At 40.6% G+C, this 22,523-nt stretch carries 19 protein-coding genes; 13 read left to right on the forward strand and 6 right to left on the reverse strand.

Annotated features, from left to right (window positions below; all coding sequences use genetic code 11):
- Window positions 1-91: 91 nt before the first annotated feature.
- Genes queG through AN392_RS12325 form a run of 4 tightly spaced genes read right to left on the reverse strand, consistent with a single transcriptional unit; the run spans window position 92 to window position 4,132 of the window.
- Window positions 92-1,225: a tRNA epoxyqueuosine(34) reductase QueG gene (queG, locus tag AN392_RS12310; protein WP_055012883.1), complete on the reverse strand. Its 1,134-nt coding sequence runs from the start codon at window positions 1,223-1,225 to the stop codon at window positions 92-94.
- A gap of 60 nt (window positions 1,226-1,285) precedes the next feature.
- Entirely contained in the window at window positions 1,286-2,506 is a 1,221-nt protein-coding gene (locus tag AN392_RS12315) for a methyl-accepting chemotaxis protein (RefSeq protein ID WP_021033114.1), read from the reverse strand.
- 58 nt (window positions 2,507-2,564) lie between these two features.
- Window positions 2,565-3,269, reverse strand: coding sequence for a glycerophosphodiester phosphodiesterase family protein (locus AN392_RS12320; RefSeq protein ID WP_010390735.1), 705 nt, complete (start codon window positions 3,267-3,269; stop codon window positions 2,565-2,567).
- Window positions 3,266-4,132, reverse strand: coding sequence for a DMT family transporter (locus AN392_RS12325; RefSeq protein ID WP_055012884.1), 867 nt, complete (start codon window positions 4,130-4,132; stop codon window positions 3,266-3,268). Before AN392_RS12325 ends, AN392_RS12320 begins: the two co-directional genes overlap by 4 nt.
- A 328-nt stretch (window positions 4,133-4,460) precedes the next feature.
- Between AN392_RS12325 and AN392_RS12330 the strand changes: the two genes are divergently transcribed.
- The 5 genes from AN392_RS12330 (at window position 4,461) to rlmB (ending at window position 10,447) form a co-directional block, all read left to right on the forward strand.
- Window positions 4,461-5,564 carry a sensor histidine kinase gene (locus AN392_RS12330; protein WP_055012885.1) on the forward strand — a complete coding sequence of 368 codons (1,104 nt, stop codon included), beginning with the start codon at window positions 4,461-4,463 and terminating at the stop codon, window positions 5,562-5,564.
- Entirely contained in the window at window positions 5,561-6,175 is a 615-nt protein-coding gene (locus tag AN392_RS12335) for a DNA-binding response regulator (RefSeq protein ID WP_054202298.1), read from the forward strand. The genes AN392_RS12330 and AN392_RS12335 overlap by 4 nt, the downstream gene beginning before the upstream one ends.
- Before the next feature lie 129 nt (window positions 6,176-6,304).
- The gene (locus tag AN392_RS12340; protein WP_055012886.1) at window positions 6,305-7,039 is read left to right on the forward strand and encodes an enoyl-CoA hydratase/isomerase family protein; all 735 of its coding nucleotides are present in this window, start codon (window positions 6,305-6,307) and stop codon (window positions 7,037-7,039) included.
- A 208-nt stretch (window positions 7,040-7,247) separates the two neighbouring features.
- A complete protein-coding gene (gene rnr / locus AN392_RS12345; protein WP_055012887.1) occupies window positions 7,248-9,707 on the forward strand; it encodes a ribonuclease R in 2,460 nt (819 codons plus the stop codon).
- Window positions 9,704-10,447, forward strand: a complete 744-nt coding sequence (gene rlmB, locus AN392_RS12350; protein ID WP_008112440.1) for a 23S rRNA (guanosine(2251)-2'-O)-methyltransferase RlmB — start codon at window positions 9,704-9,706, stop codon at window positions 10,445-10,447. Before rnr ends, rlmB begins: the two co-directional genes overlap by 4 nt.
- Window positions 10,448-10,531: 84 nt before the next feature.
- Here the strand turns inward: rlmB and AN392_RS12355 are convergent, their stop codons facing one another.
- A complete protein-coding gene (locus tag AN392_RS12355; RefSeq protein WP_055012888.1) occupies window positions 10,532-12,688 on the reverse strand; it encodes a TonB-dependent receptor domain-containing protein in 2,157 nt (718 codons plus the stop codon).
- A gap of 243 nt (window positions 12,689-12,931) precedes the next feature.
- Window positions 12,932-13,789 (reverse strand): LysR family transcriptional regulator, encoded by an 858-nt coding sequence (locus tag AN392_RS12360; RefSeq protein ID WP_008465324.1) that lies wholly within the window; start codon window positions 13,787-13,789, stop codon window positions 12,932-12,934.
- 126 nt (window positions 13,790-13,915) lie between these two features.
- Here AN392_RS12360 and AN392_RS12365 point away from each other — a divergent pair, with 126 nt between their 5' ends.
- From AN392_RS12365 to AN392_RS12400, 8 genes are all read left to right on the forward strand, one after another.
- Window positions 13,916-14,515 (forward strand): hypothetical protein, encoded by a 600-nt coding sequence (locus AN392_RS12365; protein WP_008465326.1) that lies wholly within the window; start codon window positions 13,916-13,918, stop codon window positions 14,513-14,515.
- A gap of 118 nt (window positions 14,516-14,633) precedes the next feature.
- On the forward strand, window positions 14,634-15,716 hold the full coding sequence (gcvT, locus tag AN392_RS12370) for a glycine cleavage system aminomethyltransferase GcvT (protein ID WP_008465327.1): 1,083 nt from the start codon (window positions 14,634-14,636) through the stop codon (window positions 15,714-15,716).
- A 76-nt stretch (window positions 15,717-15,792) separates the two neighbouring features.
- Window positions 15,793-16,182, forward strand: coding sequence for a glycine cleavage system protein GcvH (gene gcvH, locus AN392_RS12375; RefSeq protein WP_008112430.1), 390 nt, complete (start codon window positions 15,793-15,795; stop codon window positions 16,180-16,182).
- Between the two features lie 152 nt (window positions 16,183-16,334).
- Window positions 16,335-19,226 carry an aminomethyl-transferring glycine dehydrogenase gene (gcvP, locus tag AN392_RS12380; protein WP_055012889.1) on the forward strand — a complete coding sequence of 964 codons (2,892 nt, stop codon included), beginning with the start codon at window positions 16,335-16,337 and terminating at the stop codon, window positions 19,224-19,226.
- Between the two features lie 566 nt (window positions 19,227-19,792).
- Window positions 19,793-20,647 carry an alpha/beta hydrolase gene (locus tag AN392_RS12385; RefSeq protein ID WP_055012890.1) on the forward strand — a complete coding sequence of 285 codons (855 nt, stop codon included), beginning with the start codon at window positions 19,793-19,795 and terminating at the stop codon, window positions 20,645-20,647.
- A gap of 1 nt (window position 20,648) precedes the next feature.
- Window positions 20,649-21,206 (forward strand): DUF2975 domain-containing protein, encoded by a 558-nt coding sequence (locus AN392_RS12390; RefSeq protein ID WP_055012891.1) that lies wholly within the window; start codon window positions 20,649-20,651, stop codon window positions 21,204-21,206.
- Entirely contained in the window at window positions 21,206-21,418 is a 213-nt protein-coding gene (locus AN392_RS12395; RefSeq protein ID WP_010390771.1) for a helix-turn-helix transcriptional regulator, read from the forward strand. Before AN392_RS12390 ends, AN392_RS12395 begins: the two co-directional genes overlap by 1 nt.
- Window positions 21,419-21,585: 167 nt before the next feature.
- The gene (locus AN392_RS12400; protein ID WP_055012892.1) at window positions 21,586-22,332 is read left to right on the forward strand and encodes a type II CAAX prenyl endopeptidase Rce1 family protein; all 747 of its coding nucleotides are present in this window, start codon (window positions 21,586-21,588) and stop codon (window positions 22,330-22,332) included.
- The last annotated feature ends 191 nt before the right edge of the window (window positions 22,333-22,523 follow it).

Consider the following 22,523-nt stretch of genomic DNA (forward strand, 5'->3'; position numbering starts at 1 on the left):
TCTTCTCTGTGTTAAATTAGATGTTAGTAAATTATGCGCAAAGAGAGCTAATAGTTCACAGAGAAAGTGATTACATAAAAAGGTAAAAGGCTTATGCGTCTCTGGGTAAGCCTTTTTCAACAATACGAATTAGCCGTGCCGTTTTACGCAACTTTTGTCTTTGTTTATCGTGTTGCTGGGCGAGTGCCCAATTTATATGTTCACCCACCAGGTCACTGACCGCTTGGCACTTATCTTCGAGTGCAGCAATAATTGCCGGGCTAAAATCTGCGTTACCTAAGCCAACGGCTATATTTCGTAGCCAACGTTCATGGCCAATGCGGCGGATTGGACTGCCCTCGGTATTTTTTAAAAAGGTAGCTTCATCCCAAGCAAATAACTCGAGTAAATCTTTGTTTTTTAATTGTGTACGAGGATGAAAGTCAGCCTCATCAGTAATTTTTCCGTAGCGGTTCCATGGGCATACCAATTGGCAATCGTCACAGCCATAAATGCGATTTCCCATTAATGTTCTGTATTGCTCAGGAATAGCACCTTGATGCTCTATAGTTAAATACGAAATGCACTTACGCGCATCAACCACATAAGGTTCTACAATAGCACCAGTGGGGCATAGTGTTATGCAGGCAACGCATTTGCCGCAGCCCTCAAAAGTGTTTTCGTTATCAATAGGTAAAGGTAAGTCGACAAAAAGCTCACCTAAAAAGAACCAAGAACCCGCCTCTTTATTTATTAATAAAGAATGCTTTCCGCGCCAGCCTAATCCCGCTTTTTCAGCGAGTTGACGTTCAAGTACAGGGGCTGAATCAACAAAAGGCCTAAAGCTATAGTCACCCACATGTTGTTCAATTTTTTTACCTAACTGTTTGATTCGGTTGCGCATCAACTTATGATAGTCACGGCCAAGGGCATATCGGCTGATATAGGCTTTTTCGGTATTTTTAAGGTTTTTGGCAAAGCCTGAATCAGGTGGGAGGTAATTCATTTTAACTGAAATAACCCGCTGTGTTCCGGGTACTAGCTCATTAGGGCGAGCACGCTTCATACCATGGGCTGCCATATAATCCATTGAGCCATGAAAACCCGCATCAAGCCATCGCTGCAGCTGTGCTTCATGCTTAGTTAAATCAATGTCAGTAATACCCACTTCACTAAAGCCAAGTTCTTGACCCCATAGCTTTATTTGCTGGGCTAGCTGTTCATAATTTAGATTGACGTCGCTCACATGCTTCACACAGTTATATTATAAGCCGCGTAATTTAGCATAATCGCGGCTTGGGTAAAACTAGCCTACAAAACGCTTTAACTGTTGTTGGGTTTGTTGACTTAGTTTTTGTGATTGCTCAGAGTCATGCAATGCGGTGTCTATTTGTTGCTTTGCTTGTTCGCCAAGCGCCACAATTTGTTCAACCGATTCATGAGTTTGATTTTGTGTATCTTCAAGTAAATGAACTGCGTTAGCTATTTGCTGTAATTGCTGCTGATTATGCTCAAATTCATTGAGCATTTTTCCAAAACCTTCTGAGGTATCGTTGATTGCAGCTTGTGCGTTATTAGAGTGACTAATTAACTGCTGAGACTCTTTATTGGTTTCATTAACCAGCTCATTCATTTGGGTAATAAAATCACTAATTTGGCGGGTTGCATCACTTACTTTAACCGATAGGGTGCGAACTTCATCGGCAACCACGGCAAAACCTCGCCCAGCTTCTCCGGCGCGCGCTGCTTCAATTGCCGCATTAAGCGCTAATAAATTAGTTTGATCAGAAAACTCTTCTACCATTTTTAAAATGCTACGAATGTTTTCACTATTCTCTTTTAAGCCTGCAATCGTTTTAGAAAAACTACCCAGCATTTCATTAATAAGCCTCACCTGCTCAACCAGTTTAGACAGTTCGCTTGCAGAGAGCTTAACAAAGCTAAGGTGTTCATTATTTACCTGATGTACGCTATCAGTGTTACTTACTATATCTTGCAGGCTTTGGGTAATTTGGTTACTGGCATTAATTATGGTGTGGCTTAAATTAATTTGCTGTTCGCTTAGCTGCTCTGTGTGCTGCATTGATTGCGTTACTTGGCTATTACTTTGCACGCTTTCCTGAGCGCTGCTGTAGGTCGTACTTAATAAGCTGTTTAAATGCGTAGTAAACTGATTATATTGTTCACTTAAATCTCTAAATTCATCAAAAGTAAAATGAGGAAGTTTGGCAGCTAAGTTGGCATCTTGTTGATTAATATTAATCAACGTATCGCGCATGGCTTTTACCGGGCGCACAATTAAAAAGCGCATATAAAAAATAGTAAATATAAAACCGGCAACAATCAGCAGGGTTAATGCCCAAAATAGCCCTGTGCTTTGTTGATTTTCAGAGAGGCTACTGTGTAACCAAAATAATGTAATAGCTTGAAATAAAAATACAAAGCTTAAATTACCCACTATTTTTCGGGTTAAAGTAAAAAATAGAGTTTGTTCTAAAAAATTATAAATACGCATGTAGCTACTCATTAAATAGTGACCTACTAAGTTATTGTTTTTATAGCATAAATAGCAATTAAATAATTAGTTATAGTTCATTTAATTGCGCCAAAAAATGCTTAGTTCGTTCAGGGTCGTTAGTAAAAATGCCATCAACACCACAGGCAAGCATCAGTTTAATATCTTCAACTTCATCTACGGTGTAGGCAAACACCTGTAAGCCGCGCAGTTTGGCATCGTCAACAAACGACTTGTTCATAAAGTTTTTGTCAACATGAATGCTAAAGGCCTGTAAGTCTTCAGCAAACTTCGCATACTGCAATGGAATTGATGCAGTAAGTGCGCCAATTTTAAGCCAAGGCAAGCGGTTCTTTAGCCAGTGTAGTTGATGATGATTAAATGATGAAACTAAAATATTGTCTGCTGATATCTTATTTGCAGTAATATTCATTTCTAGTTGCGCAGCAAACTTTTCTAGTTCAAAAGTATGTTTTAGCTCTAAATTAAGTAAGGTTTGGTTGCTATTCCAGTCAATTAGTTGTTGTAGGGTAGGCACTTGCTCACCATTTCCCGCATCAAATTGTTGAATTTGCTGAGCGCTTAGGTCGCACACTTTACCTTTACCATTAGTGGTTCTATCTAGATAGGTATCATGAATAATCACGTAGTCATCAAGTGCGCTTTGTACATCAACCTCAATGCCATCTACATTTGCTTTTAACGCCGCCATAATGGCGCTATGTGTATTTTCAGGAAAGTGTGTGCTTGTGCCTCTATGAGCAAATATTTTCATGGCTGCTTTTTCCGTGAGATTGACCAAGTTTCAAAGCACGCAGCACTAACAATCAGTGCGCCACCAATCAGGGTCATCACTGAGGGGCGTTCGTGCAAAATAATTATAGCCAGTATTGTGCCATAAAGGGGCTGTAAGCAAGAAATCAATCCAGCGGTCGCTGCTGATAAATGTTTTAAACTCGCTGCAAATAACGAATGCGGCATCGCAGTAAACACCACACCGGCGATAAGCAACAATATTAAATCAGTATCATTAATTTGTGTTATGGGTACTTCAATAAATGTACATAGCATCAGGCTTGCCACTAACGTTTGATAAAACATGGTTTGCGGTCCACCATACTCACTAAAGTAGCGTTTATGGGTAATATTACGAATAGCAAAAAACAACGCTGATACCACCCCCGTCACAACACCTAAAGTGATGTCATCGCCTAAATTAACGTTAGGGATCAATAAATAAATGCCAATAATCACCACTATAGCGCTTATTATATCTTTTGCTTTGGGCTTACTTTTATTAAATAGAGGCTCTAAAAATACCGTGATCACGGGATAGGTAAAAAAAGCTAACATGCCCACGGTAATTCCCGCCAATTGCATGCCTGCAAAGTAGGTTACCCAGTGAATACCTACGGCAACGCCTAATAAAATGGCAATCATATAATCTTTGGCGTGATGCAGCTTAATTGGTTTTTTTTGCAAAATTAGTAGCACACAAATTGCCACCCCAGCGATAGCCGCGCGATAAGCGGTAATATCTAATGCATTCAAACCAATTAGCTTTGCGAATAAGGCGGTGCCGCCAAATAAAAGGACGGCAATATGTAAGTAAATTAAGCTTTGTTGTTGGAGCTGCACGAGATTTCCTTGTCACTTTTTTTGGCTATATTAGCATTGCTTTTACACTCAGAAGATGAATTTTTCTATTTCATGACAAATGTCAGCCAAGTTAATGACACTTCACACTCTTATATATTTTATCTAATGGCATAGTTACTTTACTTATATTGGAGGGTGTTATGAATTCCTTAATTTTAATAAGCTTAAGCATTTGCGACTTTGTAGAAACACTAAGTTTAACTGCGACTTATGAAGATTGTTTTATGTTCGCATTCAGTTTTATGTTATTAATATTTATTAATAAAAATAGTGCTATAAACAAAAACAATAGGCCAGAGGTATTTGTATGAGTTCGCTAAGTAGCTTTTCTCAACAAACGGATAAAACGTTTTGGAAGTATGGCCATTTAATTTTTACCGGCTTTTATTTATTGCCATTAATTATTAATTTTGACCAATTTACAAAAAGCCAAATGAGCCTATGTTTAGCTTTTTATATTGCTTTTATTATTTTGTACATAAAAGCAATTAACTGCAATAACACAAAAATTACCCCCTTATTTTTAGCCTTGCTCGCCATTTGTTTTAGCGCCACTTTTTTTACCTCTGGCACACCTACTTTGTATGGTTTTGTTGCCTATGTGGCAGGGTATAGTTATGCCCAAAAGCAGCGGTATTATGCCGCATTAGCTATTATAGTCGCGCTTTTTACAAGTTCGTATTTAAGCGATATAGGAAAGCTTCAGTACTTTTTGGCTGTGGCATTAATATTATGTGCCGCCTTATTTAGCTATGGGATTGCAGCAAAAAGAGAGCGCGAACATAAAAAGCGCGAACAAGAAAGCGCAAAGCAATTGGAGCAACTAGCAGCCATTGCTGAGCGTGAACGCATAGCCCGAGATTTACATGATATTTTAGGTCACTCACTGTCATCAATAGCTTTAAAAGCTGAACTTGCGAATAAACTAAATCAAGGTGAACGATACGCGCAGGCTAATAACGAAATAGCCCAAGTAGCAGATCTTGCAAGACAGTTACTGAGTGATGTACGAAACGCGGTAAGTAATTTAAAGCAGCTCAACTTAAACAGCCAAATAGCACAGCTAAAACAAACACTCAAAGAGCAAGGCTTTAACATAAAATTTAACGTTAATTTAGCGACGTTACCTGCCAAGGTTGAGGGCATTGCGAGTCTTATTATTAAAGAGTCAGTGACTAATTTATTACGCCATAGCAGCACAAAAATCGGTTCTATTAATATAGAACAAACAAAGCAGCAATTACTTATTGCCGTTATTGATAACGCGCCATGCACCACATTAAAAGCGGGAAATGGTTTAAATGGCATTAAAGAGCGAGTAGAGCAATTAAACGGCAGTGCAAAATTTACCTGTGGCGATACATTTACTTTAAACGTTGTACTGCCATTAAGTGCTGAGGATTTAAAATGATCAAAGTATATTTAGTTGAAGATCAAGCGCTGGTGCGCGACGCAGTTGCCGCTTTATTAAGCCTTGACTTTAACATTGAGGTAATTGGTCAAGCATGTAATGGGCGAGATGCGTTAAATGAAATCAGCGCGCTTAGTAAAGACTTACATCCAGATATCATTTTAACGGATATAGAAATGCCAAGCATGAATGGCATTGAGCTTAGTGAGCAAATAGCCGCTAAATATCCTGCAATTAATATGGTAATTATGACCACTTTTTCACGTGCTGGTTATATTAGGCGCTCTTTGAATGCGGGTGTTAAAGGTTTTATTTTAAAAGAAGCACCCAGCGAAGAGCTAATAAACGCGTTAAAAAAAGTAATGCAAGGGCAAAAGGTGATTGACCCAGAACTTGCCATTAATGCCCTAGACGATGCCGATCCACTCACAGATAAAGAGCGTAAAGCCTTAAAGCTTGCAAGTGATGGCTTAAAAACCAGCGAAATAGCAAAGCAGCTCTATATAAGTGAAGGGACAACGCGTAATTATTTATCTGATGCGATTGCAAAGCTCAATGCCACAAACAGGATAGATGCAGCGCGTATCGCTCGGCAAAAGGGGTGGTTATAAATAGCTTCTTTGATGATTACAAAAATAGGCACTTTATAAATTTTATACAACGTATTACTATTCAGTGCATAACTATAAAAGTAACGAAAATTGCTAAAAGCGCAGCTAAATGCACTCAAAGAGGCTCGAATGACCGCATTAATAAAAATTACCACTGAGCAAAACGTGGCAATACTTACCATGAATACCGCTGAAAACCGCCATAACCCTAGTTTTATAGCTGAACTTAATCAACACTTAGATAGCATAGAAGCCAATAGCGATATTAACGCTGTAGTATTAACCTCAAGCAGCGATAAAAGCTGGTCATTGGGAATAGATTTACAGTGGATGGCAAGTTCAGATAACACGCCTACAGTTATTGCTGATTTTATGAATTCGATAGGGCAGTTATTTAAACGCATAGTGACGTTTCCTATGCCTATCATTGCTGCACTAAACGGTCACACTTATGGTAATGGCTCGGTGTTGGCATGTGCCTGTGATTTTCGGTTTATTAAATCGGACAAAGGCTTTTTCTGCTTTCCTGAAGTTGATGTACTGGTACCGTTTGTACCGTCTATGTTTCCGATTATTAATAAAGCGATTAATCCGCAATTTTTTAACCGCTTAGCTATGACCGGCGAGCGTGTTGATGCGCATAAACTGCTACAACAAAATGTGGTAGAAGCGATTTTTGCTGATGAGCAAGCCTTGCAAGCGGGTGTGTTAGAGTTTGCGCAAAGCTTTAATAAAAATCGTTGGATATACGCTCAAAACAAAACCCAAATGAACAAACCAATACTCGATGTTATGGCTGCACAAGACTCGGCTTTTATTGAAAACATCAGCACGCTATTGTGGAAGAAACTACAGCAAAAGTAAGCTGTTTTTATAAAAGTGAGTAAACATAACTACAGTTAATTTACTCACTTTCATGTGCATTAATTAAGTAGGTGTTAAGTGTTATTTAGCTACATTGCTACAAAATGCAAAAGCTAATAACGCTTTATTAAAAGTTTAATGGCTTTTACCTGTCTCATTTCGAGTATATGAGTTAAAATGCTTACATAACCAACTAACAAGATAGTGAATGTCAAACCAAGATCCAAATCTCAGTCGAGAACAAGAAAAGTACGAAAACCCAGTCCCTAGTCGTGAGTTTATACTTACTCACCTTCAAGAGCGTTCAAAACCTGCTAATTACACGCAACTATGCGAAGAACTCGCGGTCAACGATGAAGAACGACAAATAGCATTTAAGCGCCGACTTCGTGCCATGGAGCGCGACGGGCAATTGTATTTTAATAAATTTAAATGTTATGCCCTGATTGACGAAGCCGGTTTAACCAAAGGCAAAGTTGTCGGTCACAGAGACGGTTTTGGCTTTTTAGAAGTTGAAGGCGAGAGCAAAGACTGGTTTATTGCCAAGCATCAAATGAATATGGTGCTACACGGTGACATTGTTCTTGCGAAAGGCACTAAGCGTGGTTCAGGCTCAAAATGCGATGCCCGTATTATTAAAGTACTCACTAATGAGCGGGCGCCTATTGTTGGCCGCTATTTTGTTGAACATGGTATTGCTGTGGTGGTTGCTGAAGATCCGCGCATTACCCAAGATATTATTATTTTACCGGGTAACGAAAAAGGCGCACGCCACAACCAGATGGTGCAAGTGCAAATAACTCAAAATCCAAGCCGCAATATGAATGCGGTAGGTAAAGTGATTGACGTACTGGGCGAGCATTTAGCGCCGGGTATGGAAATTGAAGTTGCGCTGCGTAATCACGATATTCCACACGTGTGGCCTGAAGAAGTTGAGCAGCAAGTTGCCCACTTAGGTGAATTTGTTGAAGAAGCCGATAAGCAAGGCCGTGTTGATTTACGCGGCTTACCACTTGTCACTATTGATGGCGAAGACGCTCGCGACTTTGATGATGCAGTTTATTGTGAGCCGAAAAAATCAGGTGGCTGGCGTTTATGGGTAGCCATTGCCGATGTATCCCATTATGTAGGTATGAACACGCCGCTTAACAAAGAAGCGATAGAGCGCGGTAATTCAGTGTATTTCCCTGAGCAAGTTATTCCAATGCTGCCAAAAGTATTGTCTAACGGTTTGTGTTCGCTTAACCCTGAGGTTGATCGCTTGTGTATGGTTGCAGAAATGACCGTATCGCAAGAGGGTAAGCTGTCGGGCTATAAGTTTTACGAAGCACTAATGAATTCGCATGCTCGTTTAACCTACACCAAAGTAAATGCCATTTTACAAAATGACGAAAAGCTCCGTAAAGAATACGCAGCTGTAGTGCCACATTTAACTGACTTACAGCAAATGTACATGGCATTAAAAGCAGCACGCCAAGAGCGTGGTGCAATTGAATTTGAAACACTCGAAACCCGTTTTGTATTTAACGCACAACGTAAAATAGAATCTATTGTGCCAGTTATTCGTAACGATGCGCACAAGCTGATTGAAGAATGTATGATTTTAGCCAATGTATCGGCGGCTAAATTACTTGAGAAACACGAAGCAAGTGCGTTATTTAGGGTGCATGATGAACCTGATAGCGAAAAACTGGGTAACTTTACTCAGTTTTTAACTGAGTTGGGTATTGAGAGCACGCTAAGCGATGAACCTACCCCGAAAGAGATCACTCATGTATTGGCTCGTTTAGGGGACCGTCCTGAAGCTGAACTTATTCAAACTATGCTACTGCGCTCAATGAAGCAAGCGGTATATCAGCCAGATAACATAGGTCACTTTGGTTTAGCATTATCAGCTTATGCGCATTTTACCTCGCCAATTCGCCGTTACCCCGATTTAGTGGTACACCGTGCAATTAAAGCGGTGTTAAAAGCGCAGGGCCAACAAACGTCAGGTGAATACGCTTACAGCGATGATGAAGTCGATCAACTTGGTGAGCAGTGTTCTACCACTGAGCGTCGCGCAGACGATGCCACCCGTGAAGTAGCCGATTGGCTAAAATGTGAATACATGCAAGATCATGTAGGCACGGAGTTTAACGGGGTTATTTCATCGGTTACTAATTTTGGTTTATTTATTCGTTTAGATGATTTGCAAATTGATGGATTAATTCATGTTACCAATTTAGGTGATGAATACTTCCAACATGATGCGGCTAAACATTGCTTGGTGGGTGAACACACACATACGGTTTATCGTTTAGGCGATAAAGTAACTGTACAAGTTGCCTCGGTAAGCTTAGATGATCGCCGAATTAACTTAACGCTTAAAGGCGATGTGGCTCAAGATCGTTATGCGCGTCGTCGTGCGCCAAAAAAGAATGCCCCAGCAAGTGTTCGCTCGCAACTTAAAGCCGGTAAAATACCGGGTAAAAAGTCAGCAAGCGACAGTAAAAAACCAAAAGGTGGAAAAAAGCCTGCAAGTAAAACTAAAGCAGCGGGTAAATCTAAAGTAACAGCGGATGACACCACCGCGAAGAAAAAAACCAAAAAGAAAGCGGTCAAAAAGCCTAAAAGACCAGGTAAAAATGCCCGTAAACGTAGTAGCCCAGGAGCAAACAATTCGTGAGTAATGAATTAATTTTTGGCTTTCACTCTGTTGAAGCAATTTTAGCAAAAGAGCCAGAGCGCTTTATAGAAATATACGCCCTTAAGGGACGTGATGATAAGCGTTTATCGCCTGTGATTGAGCAAGCGCGTCAGTTTGGTATTTCAGTACAGTTTATGCAACGAAAAGCGCTTGATAACAAAGCGAAAGATGAACAGCATCAAGGCATTATCGCCAACGTAAAAGCGGCGAGAGTGTTTAATGAAAAAGATCTCGATGAGATCATTGAACGCGAAGACACGCCATTTTTACTGGTACTTGATGGCATTACCGATCCGCATAATTTAGGCGCTTGCTTACGTAGTGCCGATGCAGCGGGTGTACATGCGGTGATTGTTCCTAAAGACAAATCAGCAAAGCTTAATGGCACAGCACGTAAAGTAGCCTGTGGCGCAGCAGAAACGGTACCGCTTATTCAGGTAACTAACCTTGCACGTACATTGCGTGAAATAAAAGACGCGGGCGTTTGGGTTGTAGGTACTGCCGGTGAAACCGACACACATGTATTTGATGCCAGCTTAACAGGCCCAATGGCGATTGTGATGGGTGCTGAAGGCGAGGGCATGCGCCGCTTAACGCGTGAGCATTGTGATGTGCTCGTTAAAATCCCAATGGCAGGCACGGTTTCAAGTTTAAATGTATCGGTAGCAACCGGCATTTGTTTATTTGAAGTGTTACGCCAGCGCGCAGAAACAAATTAAGCCTAAGCGAATCACATAGGCATTAAAAAGCCGAGATTGATTACATCAATCTCGGCTTTTTTGTACTTTTAAGTTAGCGCTTTATTAAAAGCTGTAAGAGTAACCCATTTGTACTGAGCGTGGCTTACCAGGTTGAATACCGCCATTTGCGCGGTTAGCAATGTAGGTTTTATCAAACAGGTTATCAACGCTTAGGTATACTTTTTGATTTTCATCAATTAAGTACTTAGCAGCTAAATCCCATACAACACGGCTATCAATCGCATTTAAGCCTGAGTCAGAAAGGTCAGCATGTGCATCCGATACGTAACGTATTTGGCTGTTAACAACAAAGTTATTCACTTCGGCACCAAATGATAAAGCAACTTGGTTTTCTGGTACGTAAGGCATTGCATCGCCTTTTTCTACAGAGCCCCAAATTTCTGAATCAAATGTGTTTTTAAACTCTGAATCAGTGTAGGTGTAAGTCAGTTTAACTGGGAACGCAACTGATGCAGTATTAAACGTTCGACCAGCGCTAAATTCAAAGCCCGATACTTCTACTTCACCGTAGTTGTATTGGTCGCCAATGTTATCGTCGCTACAACCTACTGCAGCAGTACAGTTACCATGCATGTTGTCGTAATCAGAGTAGAATGCAATCACTTCACCGTTAAAGCCGTTTGCATTAAAACGAGAACCAAACTCAATGTTGACGCTTTCTTCTTCGTCTTGGTCTGCATTGCCTGGCGCTGCGGGTGCATAACCTTTTTGAATGCCTGCAAGTAACGTTACGTTGTCGTTAAGTGTGTAAGTAGCACCTAAAGACGGTACTAAAATTTCAGTATCGTTTGAAATATCTTTCGTTAAGCCTTGGCTACGAGTTGGATCTGATTTAGCCCATTCTTCACGGGTAATAGTAATGTCTTCATAACGCAGACCTGCACTCACAACTAATGCATCCATTGTCCATTCGTCTTGAATAAATAGGGTGCTTGCTTTTGCGCTGTCTAAGCGATTGCTATTAGAGCCAGGTGCGCCTTGCGAAGTAAGAGTCATGCTTAAATCTTGATTAAGCGTGTATTTGTCTTCCCACTGGAAACGATCCATTTCATCTTCGTGGTAACGTACGCCAACCGTAATGTAGTGATCGCCCGCTGGAATGTGTAATTCAGACTGCACGCCTTTGGCTTGGTAGTCGCGGTTATTAGCTTTAACACCTATGTTTTCGATACCTTCAGCCGTTGGGTTTGCTTCAAATTCACTGTATTGCTCAAGGTAGCTTTCGCTTACTTTACTGGCTTTGTACCAGTTACGGTGGAAGTCATTTAAGTAAGCGGTTGCTAAAAATTCGTAACCTTCACCAAAGCGGTATGCATAGTTTACTTGGTATGCATTATGACGGGTGTTCATCTCATCATTTTGCGATGCCGCATAACGACGGTTAGGATTTTCTTGGTAATCTGCGTTAGTTAAGCCCATGTACGTTTCGTCTGATGTTTCTTCAGAGTACTTAGCTTTAAACTCAATGTTGTGGGCATCGTTTTCACCAAAGGTATGGCCAAATTTTACCAGTACGTCATTTTTTTCAAAACCAGTGTTGTCATCGCCTACAGGTAATTCTTTAAAACCATCAGCGCCGTAAGAAAACACTTCAATTAAGCCAGCAGTGTTATTTTTTTCTTTAGCGAAGTAAGCGTGACCTTTATAGTAACCATCGCTACCAAGTGCCGCGTCAACCATACCCATAGAGCTATTTACTTCAGTTGGTAAGCTGCGAGAAAGTAAATTTAATACACCACCGGTAGTGCGCGGGCCATATTTAACTGAGGCAGCACCTTTTAATACTTCAATTGATTCCATACGACCCATAGTTGGGAAGTAATAAGCCGATGGTGCAGAATAAGGAGCCGGTGCAACGAGTACGCCATCTTCCATTACTGAAATTTTATCGTTACGGCCAGTACCTGTGCCACGCATACCAATGTTAGGACGCAGACCATAGCCATCTTCTTCTTGAACGTATACACCTGGTACAGATGCTAATACGCGAGAAATATCGGTAAATTCGAATTTTTGCAATTCTTCATCAGAGATAAATGTAGCCGATCCTGGAATATCGTTAATTGCTGCTTGTGAGCCAATAACGGTAATTTGTTCAAAGTTGCGTTCAACGCCGCTGGCATCTTTTGCCATTGCTGTAGCACTTAAAGACAGCGCTACGGCTGCAGTTAACGAGGAAACTAAAAATTTATGTGACATTGATTACCCTAAAAATAGTTCAACTACTAAAATTGGCGTAATTTAAACATGTTAACGAATGAGAATCAATATTATTAAGTTTTAGTTATATTTACATTTGCCGTAAAAATACGCTATTTTTATAACATTTTTAACTAAGTGTTTATTCTAATCTTATAAAATTAGGATAATGTAATGGCTAGTGGCAGTTAATTTAACCTGAACTCTGTGTGGGATAGATTTATTATCCAGAGTTCAGGTTATTTAAGCAGTGGGATAGCCTAAGCGCAGCTTAATAAATTCGGCGAGTTTAAATACCGCGTTTTCAGGTTCGCTGGCGGTTTTTACTAAACTAATACCTATGCTACCAAGCGCAGGTAAATGTTTAGTGTGTAAGTGATAGGCTAAATCGTTAGGTACGGTACTTTTTGCGAGCACTGTTATACCTAAGCCTTCTTTTAATGCGGCAATTAAACCGGTTAAATCGGCATTACTGTAAACAATACGATATTTAATGCCTGCTTTTTCAAGCGCCTGAGTTGCTCTGCGTCGATAAATACAGCCCTCAGGCGCGGTCACTAAGGTTACCGTTTCATTTTGTGCCAGTGATAGGTCGCCCACCCACACTAATTGGTCTTGAATAAAAATAGGGAATTTTTCTGAGTCAAGTTGCTCGTTAAGCGCTAACACTAAATCAAATTGATCTTGGCGCTCATCAGAGAGTAGGTGTTTACTTAAACGTGATTTTACTTCAAGTGATACCTCAGGGTAGAGCGCCACAAAATCGCCAATAATGGAGGGCAAAATACGCGCGGCAAATTCGCTAGGGATCCCCAAGCGCACTTTACCGGTTACACTTTCTGAGGTGAACAACTGCAAAATGGCATCGTTATGCTGCACCATTTGCTTTGCCATCGGCAGTAATAACTCGCCATATTGGTTGAGCACTTGTCGTTGCCCCTGCTTTTTAAATAATTTATAGCCGAGTAAGTCTTCTAAGCGTTTTACTTGTAAGCTCACCGCAGGTTGCGAAAGGCCAAGTAAATCGCCTGCTTTGGCAAATCCACCAACCTCAACCACCATAACAAAAGTTCGTAAACTGTCGGTTGAAATATTTTTCATATTTAAAATTACTATTTATATGGCTATATATATAAGTATTATTTATCAATTGATAAGTAATTACAATTTGTTGTTGTAAGGCTTGCGCAATATACTTTTGCTATTAAAGATTGATAGGTATTTGTTATGACTTTTAACCCGATTATGTTTGCCCGCCATAGCAACGCTAACAGCGCGGTTATAAATGCCTTACAAGCCGATAGCAGTCACGTTGTTATTGACTTTAGTGGTAGTGAAGCATCGGTATTTTTAAGTGCTATTTTAGGTCATGACCTCACCAAACTTACCGCTAGTGGCTTTGGCTTTAAAGGCACACTGGATGGCGATTTAAATTCTGATTTTAGCTACGCCGTTTACTACTTTAGCGAAACCGCCTTTCGATTTGTACTTCCAGTTAATGCTAGCCTGCAATTACAAGCGCTCATTAACGAGCAACAGCTTAGATACGATATCGACTTTGTGGTACGCACCGACTTAGCGACCTTTACTTTAAAAGGCGACAATGCATTTGATACCTTAGTTGAGGCATTTAAACTAACCCCAGGGTTACGCCTTGCTGACGCGCAGCTTTGCTATGGCGCGCAAAGTGGTGATGTGTTTGTTACTGCAGTAGATCAAAACAATGAACAGCAGTTTATTGTTATTGCTAAAACGGCCACCCTTGATAAGTGGCAACAGTATATGCAGCAACAGGGCTTTAGTGTTACCAATACTCAAGCAGCTTAACGAGTAAAAGTTAAAGATTACAATTTGGTAGGCGTATTAATGGCTACCATGTTATTCCCCCTCATTAAATTGAGGCCACGCCCACACACATGGGTCAATTTAAAAGTGAAGGAATATTATGACTTCTAAAACAGTATTACATGCAAAGCACCTTGAAGCCGGCGCAAAAATGGTTGATTTTCATGGCTGGGAAATGCCAATTAACTACGGCTCACAAATAGAAGAACACAACGCCGTACGTAACGATGCGGGTATGTTTGACGTGTCGCACATGACCATTGTTGATATACAAGGTGAACAAGCACAAGCGTTTTTACGCAAGCTAGTAGCTAACGATGTTGCTAAGTTAACCGTACCAGGTAAAGCGCTTTACACTGGCATGCTTAACGAGCAAGGCGGCGTAATCGACGACTTAATTATTTACTACTTTAGCGAAACATTTTATCGCTTAGTGGTTAACTCAGCGACCCGTGAAAAAGATTTAGCACATTTAGCTAAGGTATCGAGCGATTTTGCTGTAACGGTTACTGAGCGCCCAGAATACGCCATGATTGCGGTTCAAGGCCCTAATGCACGTACTAAAACAGCCCAAGTATTAAACGCAGACCAGCAAGCTGCAGTAGAAGGCATGAAGCCATTTTTTGGTGTTCAAGCCGGTGATTTATTTATTGCTACAACAGGTTATACTGGCGAAGACGGTTACGAAATTGTAGTACCAAACGAGCAAGCCGCCGATTTATGGCAGCAATTGCTTGATGCCGGTGTGGCGCCAGCGGGCTTAGGTGCGCGCGACACACTGCGTTTAGAAGCAGGTATGAACCTTTACGGCCTAGATATGGACGAAAGCGTATCACCACTGGCAGCTAACATGGCATGGACTATTGCATGGGAGCCAGAAGATCGTGACTTTATTGGTCGTGATGTTTTGGTAAAACAACGTGCAGAAAAAAGTACTCACAAGCAAGTAGGTCTTATTCTTGAAGAAAAAGGCGTACTACGCAGTGGTTCTAAAGTAATTGTTGATGGTGGCGAAGGTGTTATTACATCTGGCACATTCTCACCAACATTGGGCTATAGTGTTGCATTAGCACGTGTACCACGTTCAACTGGCGACACAGCTCAAGTAGAAATGCGTAAAAAATTAGTTAACGTAAAAGTAGTTAAGTCGGGCTTTGTACGTAACGGTAAATCAATAATCTAAATAATTTGGTTATACCAATAAATAAGTTAGCCTTATTCATTGGTATTCTCCCAATCTAAACCAAAGGATGAAAAAAATGAGCAATATCCCTAGCGAGTTAAAATACGCACCTTCACACGAGTGGGTTCGTAACGAAGGCGACGGCACTTACACTGTTGGTATTTCTGAGCATGCGCAAGAACTACTTGGCGACATGGTATTTGTTGAATTACCAGAAGTAGGCGACGAAGTAGATGCTGGCGAAGACTGTGCAGTAGCAGAGTCAGTAAAAGCAGCATCAGACATTTACGCGCCAATTAGCGGTGAAATTGTTGCCATTAACGAAGAGCTAGAAGATGCGCCTGAAACAGTAAACAACGACGCATACGGCGACGGTTGGTTATTCCGTATTAAAGCGTCAGAAGAGTCTGAGTTAGATAACTTATTAGACGCTGAAGGTTACGCGCATACAATTGACGAAGACTAATCGTTAATTAATAAAAGCCCCTCTATGTTAAAACATTGGGGCTTTTATGATTAAAGCGCTTATTTTTCCATACAAAGTAGGCTGCTAAATCATCACATATTTTAATCAATACTAGTTACCCATTAGTATTTGGATCATAGGAATCTGGACACATGTCAAACGCCAAATCTCTTGAACAATTAGAGCAAAAGCAAGATTTTATTCGCCGCCATATTGGGCCAAGCCCAGCGCAAGTAAACGACATGCTTAGCGCTCTTGAAGTATCGAGCGTTGAAGAGCTGATCGGTCAAACTGTACCTGCTGGTATTCGTCTTGAGCAAGGTCTTAATATCGGCGAAAGCCGCACCGAAGTTGAAACACTAAGCTACTTAAAATCAGTAGCAAGCATAAATAAAGTTTTCAAATCGTATATTGGCCAAGGCTACCACCCAACTCACGTACCGCACGTAATTTTACGTAACGTACTTGAAAACCCGGGTTGGTACACAGCGTACACACCGTATCAGCCAGAGATTGCACAAGGGCGTTTAGAGTCACTATTAAATTTCCAGACTATGACCCTAGATATTACCGGCCTAGATTTAGCAAGTGCCTCACTGCTTGACGAATCAACCGCTGCAGCCGAGGCAATGGGCCTTGCAAAACGTGTATCTAAAGCTAAAAAAGCCAATGCGTTCTTTATTGCCGACGACGTACACACGCAAACCATTGACGTAGTGAGCACCCGTGCAGAGCAATTTGGTTTTGAAATTATTGTAGGTAAAGCAGCCGATGCTGTGAACCACGATATTTTTGGTGCGTTATTCCAATACCCGTCAACATCAGGCGAAATTGTTGACATAACAGACCTAATAGCTGGCGTACAAAGCAAAAAAGCGATTGCCTGTGTAGCAGCCGACATCATGAGCTTATTACTATTAAAAGCACCAGGTAAATTAGGCGCAGATGTAGTACTGGGTTCAGCACAACGTTTTGGTGTACCTATGGGTTACGGCGGTCCTCATGCAGCATTTTTTGCAACACGTGATGCGTACAAACGTTCATTACCAGGTCGTATTATTGGTGTATCAAAAGACCGTTTAGGTAACGATGCATTACGTATGGCAATGCAAACCCGCGAGCAACACATTCGCCGCGACAAAGCCAACTCAAACATTTGTACTGCGCAAGTATTGCTAGCGAACATGGCTGCGTTTTACGCGGTATACCATGGCCCGCAAGGCTTAAAAACCATTGCACAACGCATTCACCGTTTTGCTGATATTTTAGCAACTGGCTTAAAAGCAAGAGGTGTGGCACTTAAGCACACTACTTGGTTTGACACATTAACAGTGGTTGATGAAAACAAAGCCGACGTGATTGCGCGTGCTGTAGCTAAAGGTGTTAACTTTGCTACTAACCATGCAGGTGAATACTCAATTTCAGTATCTGAAACCACAACCCGTGCAGACGTTGCTGAGTTATTTGATATTATTTTAGGCGAAGGCCATGGCCTAAGCGTAGATGCGATTGCTGCTGATGTTGAAGCAAATGGCAGCGACTCTATTCCTGCAAGCCTAGTGCGTGATGATGAAATACTAACGCATCCAAACTTTAACAGCTACCACAGCGAAACAGACATGCTTCGTTATATTAAGCGCCTTGAAAACAAAGATTTAGCGCTTAATCATTCTATGATCTCGTTAGGTTCATGTACCATGAAACTAAACGCGACCGCTGAAATGATCCCAGTTACATGGCCTGAATTTGCAAACCTTCACCCATTCTGCCCGCTAGACCAAGCAGAAGGTTATCAAGTAATGATTAACGAACTACACGATTGGCTAGTTAACATTACCGGTTACGACGCGGTTTCATTGCAACCAAATTCAGGTGCACAAGGTGAATACGCAGGCCTTATCGCAATTCGTAAATACCACGAGTCACGAGGGGATGCGCACCGTAACGTATGTTTAATCCCAAGTTCTGCACACGGTACTAACCCAGCTTCGGCACAAATGGCCAGCATGAAAATTGTGGTTGTTAACTGTGATAAAAATGGCAACATCGATATGGAAGACCTAAAAGCGAAAGCTGAAGAAGTCTCTGAAAACCTATCATGTGCCATGGTAACGTACCCATCTACTCACGGTGTATACGAAGAAACTATTCGTGAGTTGTGTGAAATTGTTCACCAGCATGGTGGCCAAGTTTACATGGATGGCGCAAACATGAACGCGCAAGTAGGTGTTACTAGCCCAGGCTTTATTGGCTCAGACGTATCGCACTTAAACTTACACAAAACCTTCTGTATTCCACACGGCGGCGGTGGCCCAGGTGTTGGCCCAATTGGTGTTAAATCGCACCTTGCGCCATTTATGCCAAACCACAGCGTAATTAACGTACCAGGTACTAATGAAGGAAATGGTGCAGTATCGGCAGCGCCTTACGGCTCTGCAGCTATTTTACCTATTTCATGGGCTTACATTGCCATGATGGGCTCTGAAGGCTTAAAACAAGCGACAGAAATGGCGATTGTAAATGCTAACTACTTAAGCAATGAGCTAAGCAAGCACTTCCCAATTTTATACCGTGGCCGTAATAATCGCGTTGCTCACGAATGTATTATTGACCTACGCCCATTAAAAGAAGCCTCAGGCATTACTGAAATGGACGTTGCTAAGCGCTTACAAGATTATGGTTTCCACTCACCAACAATGTCGTTCCCTGTAGCGGGCACATTAATGATTGAGCCAACTGAATCTGAGTCTAAGGGCGAGATTGACCGCTTTATCGAAGCGATGGTATCGATTAAAGGTGAAATTGATAAAATCATTTCAGGCGAATGGTCTATCGAAAACAACCCACTGGTATTTGCACCGCATACTCAAGCCGATGTGCTAGGTAATGAATGGGACCGCGCGTATGACCGTTTTTACGCTGCCTTCCCAGTGCCAGCAGTTGCTAAAGACAAGTTCTGGCCAACGGTTACACGTATCGATGACGTATACGGCGACCGTAATTTAGTATGTGCATGTCCTCCGATTGAGACTTATCGCGACTAATTTTTGAACTTTAATTGGTAGTAAGTTCCACTGTAGAGTGGGATTTATCAAAATTATAAAAGCCGTTGCAGCAATGCAACGGCTTTTTTGTGTGTAGTGATTAATGTTAATTATATAAACGTAGGTTGGATAGAGTTAAACGAAACCCAACAAATCACAAATATACTTACTCGTTCACAAACCAAGAGTATGTGTTATTTATTGTGGGCGTTTAGCTTGCTGGCACGCGGGCGCATGCCCTAATAGATGTTTGAGATTACTATTACAGATAATGTGAATGCGTCTCGCATCTTTAGAAATTAGAAACCTTACTCAATTTTTGTCGTTGAGGTGACGACAGCCAAAACGGGGCTGCTGTGCCCTCTCTATTCGCGAACTTCTTCTTATATTGCGGCACAATACCGAGTTAGACATCGTTGTAATTTAGCCCGATCTTATAATAGAAAGGAATGCTGAAAATACATTTAAATATTATAAAGCAATAATAAGTTATCGTTTTACGGTAATTTTAATTGTTTTTTTAGTTTTTGAGTGTCATAGTGATTTTTTAATAGAAGGAATTTAAAATGAAACGCGAGTTACTTACTCTTGCTACTATAGTGTTAGTTGTGCTGCAAACTGCATGCACAACAATTTCGATTGAAGAGTCAAATTTTCTGAACCCAGATCAAAAAGTACAGGTTACAAAGCTGCGTAAAATTGAGCAAACAGCGACAACAGAAGATATAACTATAAATGGGTTTGACGATGTGACGTTGAGTGGCACCTTGATAAAGGTTGATGATGCGCAAGCAACGGTTATTTATTTTGGTGGTAATCAATTTCGTGTAAGCGTTGCTGGAGGTAGATCTGCACAACAAATACTGCCAATGAATGTAAATATCTTAATGGTTGATCATCGAGGTTACGGTAATAGTGAGGGCACGCCGACAATTGAAAACTTAAAGCGTGATGCATTGTCAGTTTATGATTATGTTGCAACCCGTACAGATTTAAAAAGCACTCCGACTATTTTACATGGACACTCTTTAGGCAGCATGATTGCAGGGTATGTTGCAAGCGAGCGGCCTGCTGATGCGCTAGTACTTGAAGGAAGTATTACTAATGTAAAGCAAATGACATCGCAACGTATGCCTTGGTTTGTAAAGCCATTTGTAGAGGTTAATTTTAGTGATGAGCTAGCTAGGGTTGATAATTTAAAGGTAGTGGAATCATTTACTGCTCCGCTTTTAATAATTACCGGAGAAGATGATACTCAAACACCTCCTGCTTTAGCTGAAACTTTATACCAACATGCACTTTCAAAGCAAAAGCAATTATATATTGTAAAAGGCAAGCACCATGGTAATGCATTGACTGGTGATAAGTTACAGCTACATTATCAGCGATTAGTAATGCAGTTAAAAGCAAAGAAATCTTAAAATGAAAAGAATAGTAATGATGAGTAACGTAATATTAGCGTTACTTTTTTTGACCCTAACTACTTTATTAATTACCGCCGTTGTATTGTTACTTAATGGCAGTGATGTTTTAAACTTTACTCAAGCTAACGGTACCCACTTGTGGATAGGGCTTGAAGTTACCGGTTCTTGGAAAAGTACTGCAAGCACATTAACGTCAAACAGTTTTAATGCAATGACGTGGTTAGCGTTACCGCAAATGTTGCCATACATTATTGTAAATCTGATTTTAATTCGCTTGTTTATGCTTTACCGTAAAGGATTGTTTTTTAACTTAAAGAATATTCAATGCTTTAAATGGCTTGGTGGCTTATTATTACTGCAATTTATATTTGTGGCTTTTTATCCCGCGTTGTTGGTAACACTGCTCAATATGTTCTCAGGTAGTGAGCTTAAACGAGCTGTAGTGATTCAAGACACCGATATCATAGGCTTTATAGTTGGGCTTATTATTTATGTTATTGCATGGATAATGAAACAGGCGCAACAGCTGCAACAAGAGCAAGAGTTAGTAATTTAATGGCAATAATAATTGATTTAGATGTGATGCTCGCAAAGCGTAAAATGAAGTCGGCAGAGCTTGCCGAAGCAATTGGGATTACCCCACAAAATTTATCTGTATTAAAATCGGGCCGTGCAAAGGCTGTACGATTTACAACGCTCGACGCTATTTGCAAATACTTAGATTGCCAACCTGGTGATATTTTACGCTTTGAAGTTGATATTGACTAAGTCGCATACTGACTAGTAAAAATGCTCCCTTTAGGGTTTGACCCCGTTTCACTCTCCTCTTCTATAACTAATTGTTTAACAGTACCTAATTTAGGATTAGTATTAGTTACTACTTAAAACAATAATAAAATAAGTGCTAGAAATAGCCTTTAATAAAAGAGGTATTCATGGAAGATCTATTTATAGGTTTATTTGCAAATGTCGGCGTTATATTAGTTTTAGTTTTGATATTAAAAGCACTTAAAAAAGTTGATTTAAATCTAATGTGGTCTTTGATTTCGTTAGGTATTTTAGTTTGCTACTTTTTTGCTTTGTTTAAAGGTGGGAAGGTTATCCCCTTGGAAATGCTTTTTCCTGATATGTCGTGGAATTGGTCTGGAAAAGTAGCGGCAATAATCCTTTGGTTAGTCGTACTATTGGCTTTAGTTAAATTTAAAGCTAACTTTCGTATTGCGGATGCTGGTTTTACTTTTAGGCAAAATGAAAACTCTATAAAACCCGCTTTTACAGTTATGTGCTTGTTTATCATTTTACAGATAGTTGTATCACTATTTTGGAGTGGTGAACCTAATTACGATTTAGAAACCTTACTTTATCAGGCAACAATGCCTGGCTTTGATGAAGAGCCAATGTTTAGAGGGATTCTTTTATTTTGTATATCTTTGGCAATCATATCAGAACGCTATAATTTAGGTGGTGCGTCAATTAACATTGCAGGGTTGCTCTTAGTGGTGTTATTTGGACTAGTTCATGGGGTTATGTTTAATGGTGGAGAGTGGCACTTTTCTTTCCCCGCTATTTTATTAACAGGCGGCTACGGCATTATTTTACTTTGGCTAAGAGAGCGCACAGGGAGTTTGGTGTTTCCTATTTTAGCCCATAATAGTGTTAACTTTATTGGGCAGCTAATCTAATTAAAAGTTTAATTTAAGAGAGGTAAAATCTTGTGTAAGTTTTTACCTCTTCACCGGCAGCAGTCAAAAGGGCTCGTTTGCAGGTGACCACAAGTCATTCATGCCTGCAATTTGAGCTCCTTTTATTACCTATGCTTTTAGTGGTTTGTACTGCTAAACCTGCTGCCGAACACTACTCAGCTTGAAAGCAT

The organism is Pseudoalteromonas sp. P1-16-1b (assembly GCF_001401785.1).
Lineage (GTDB): Bacteria > Pseudomonadota > Gammaproteobacteria > Enterobacterales > Alteromonadaceae > Pseudoalteromonas > Pseudoalteromonas undina.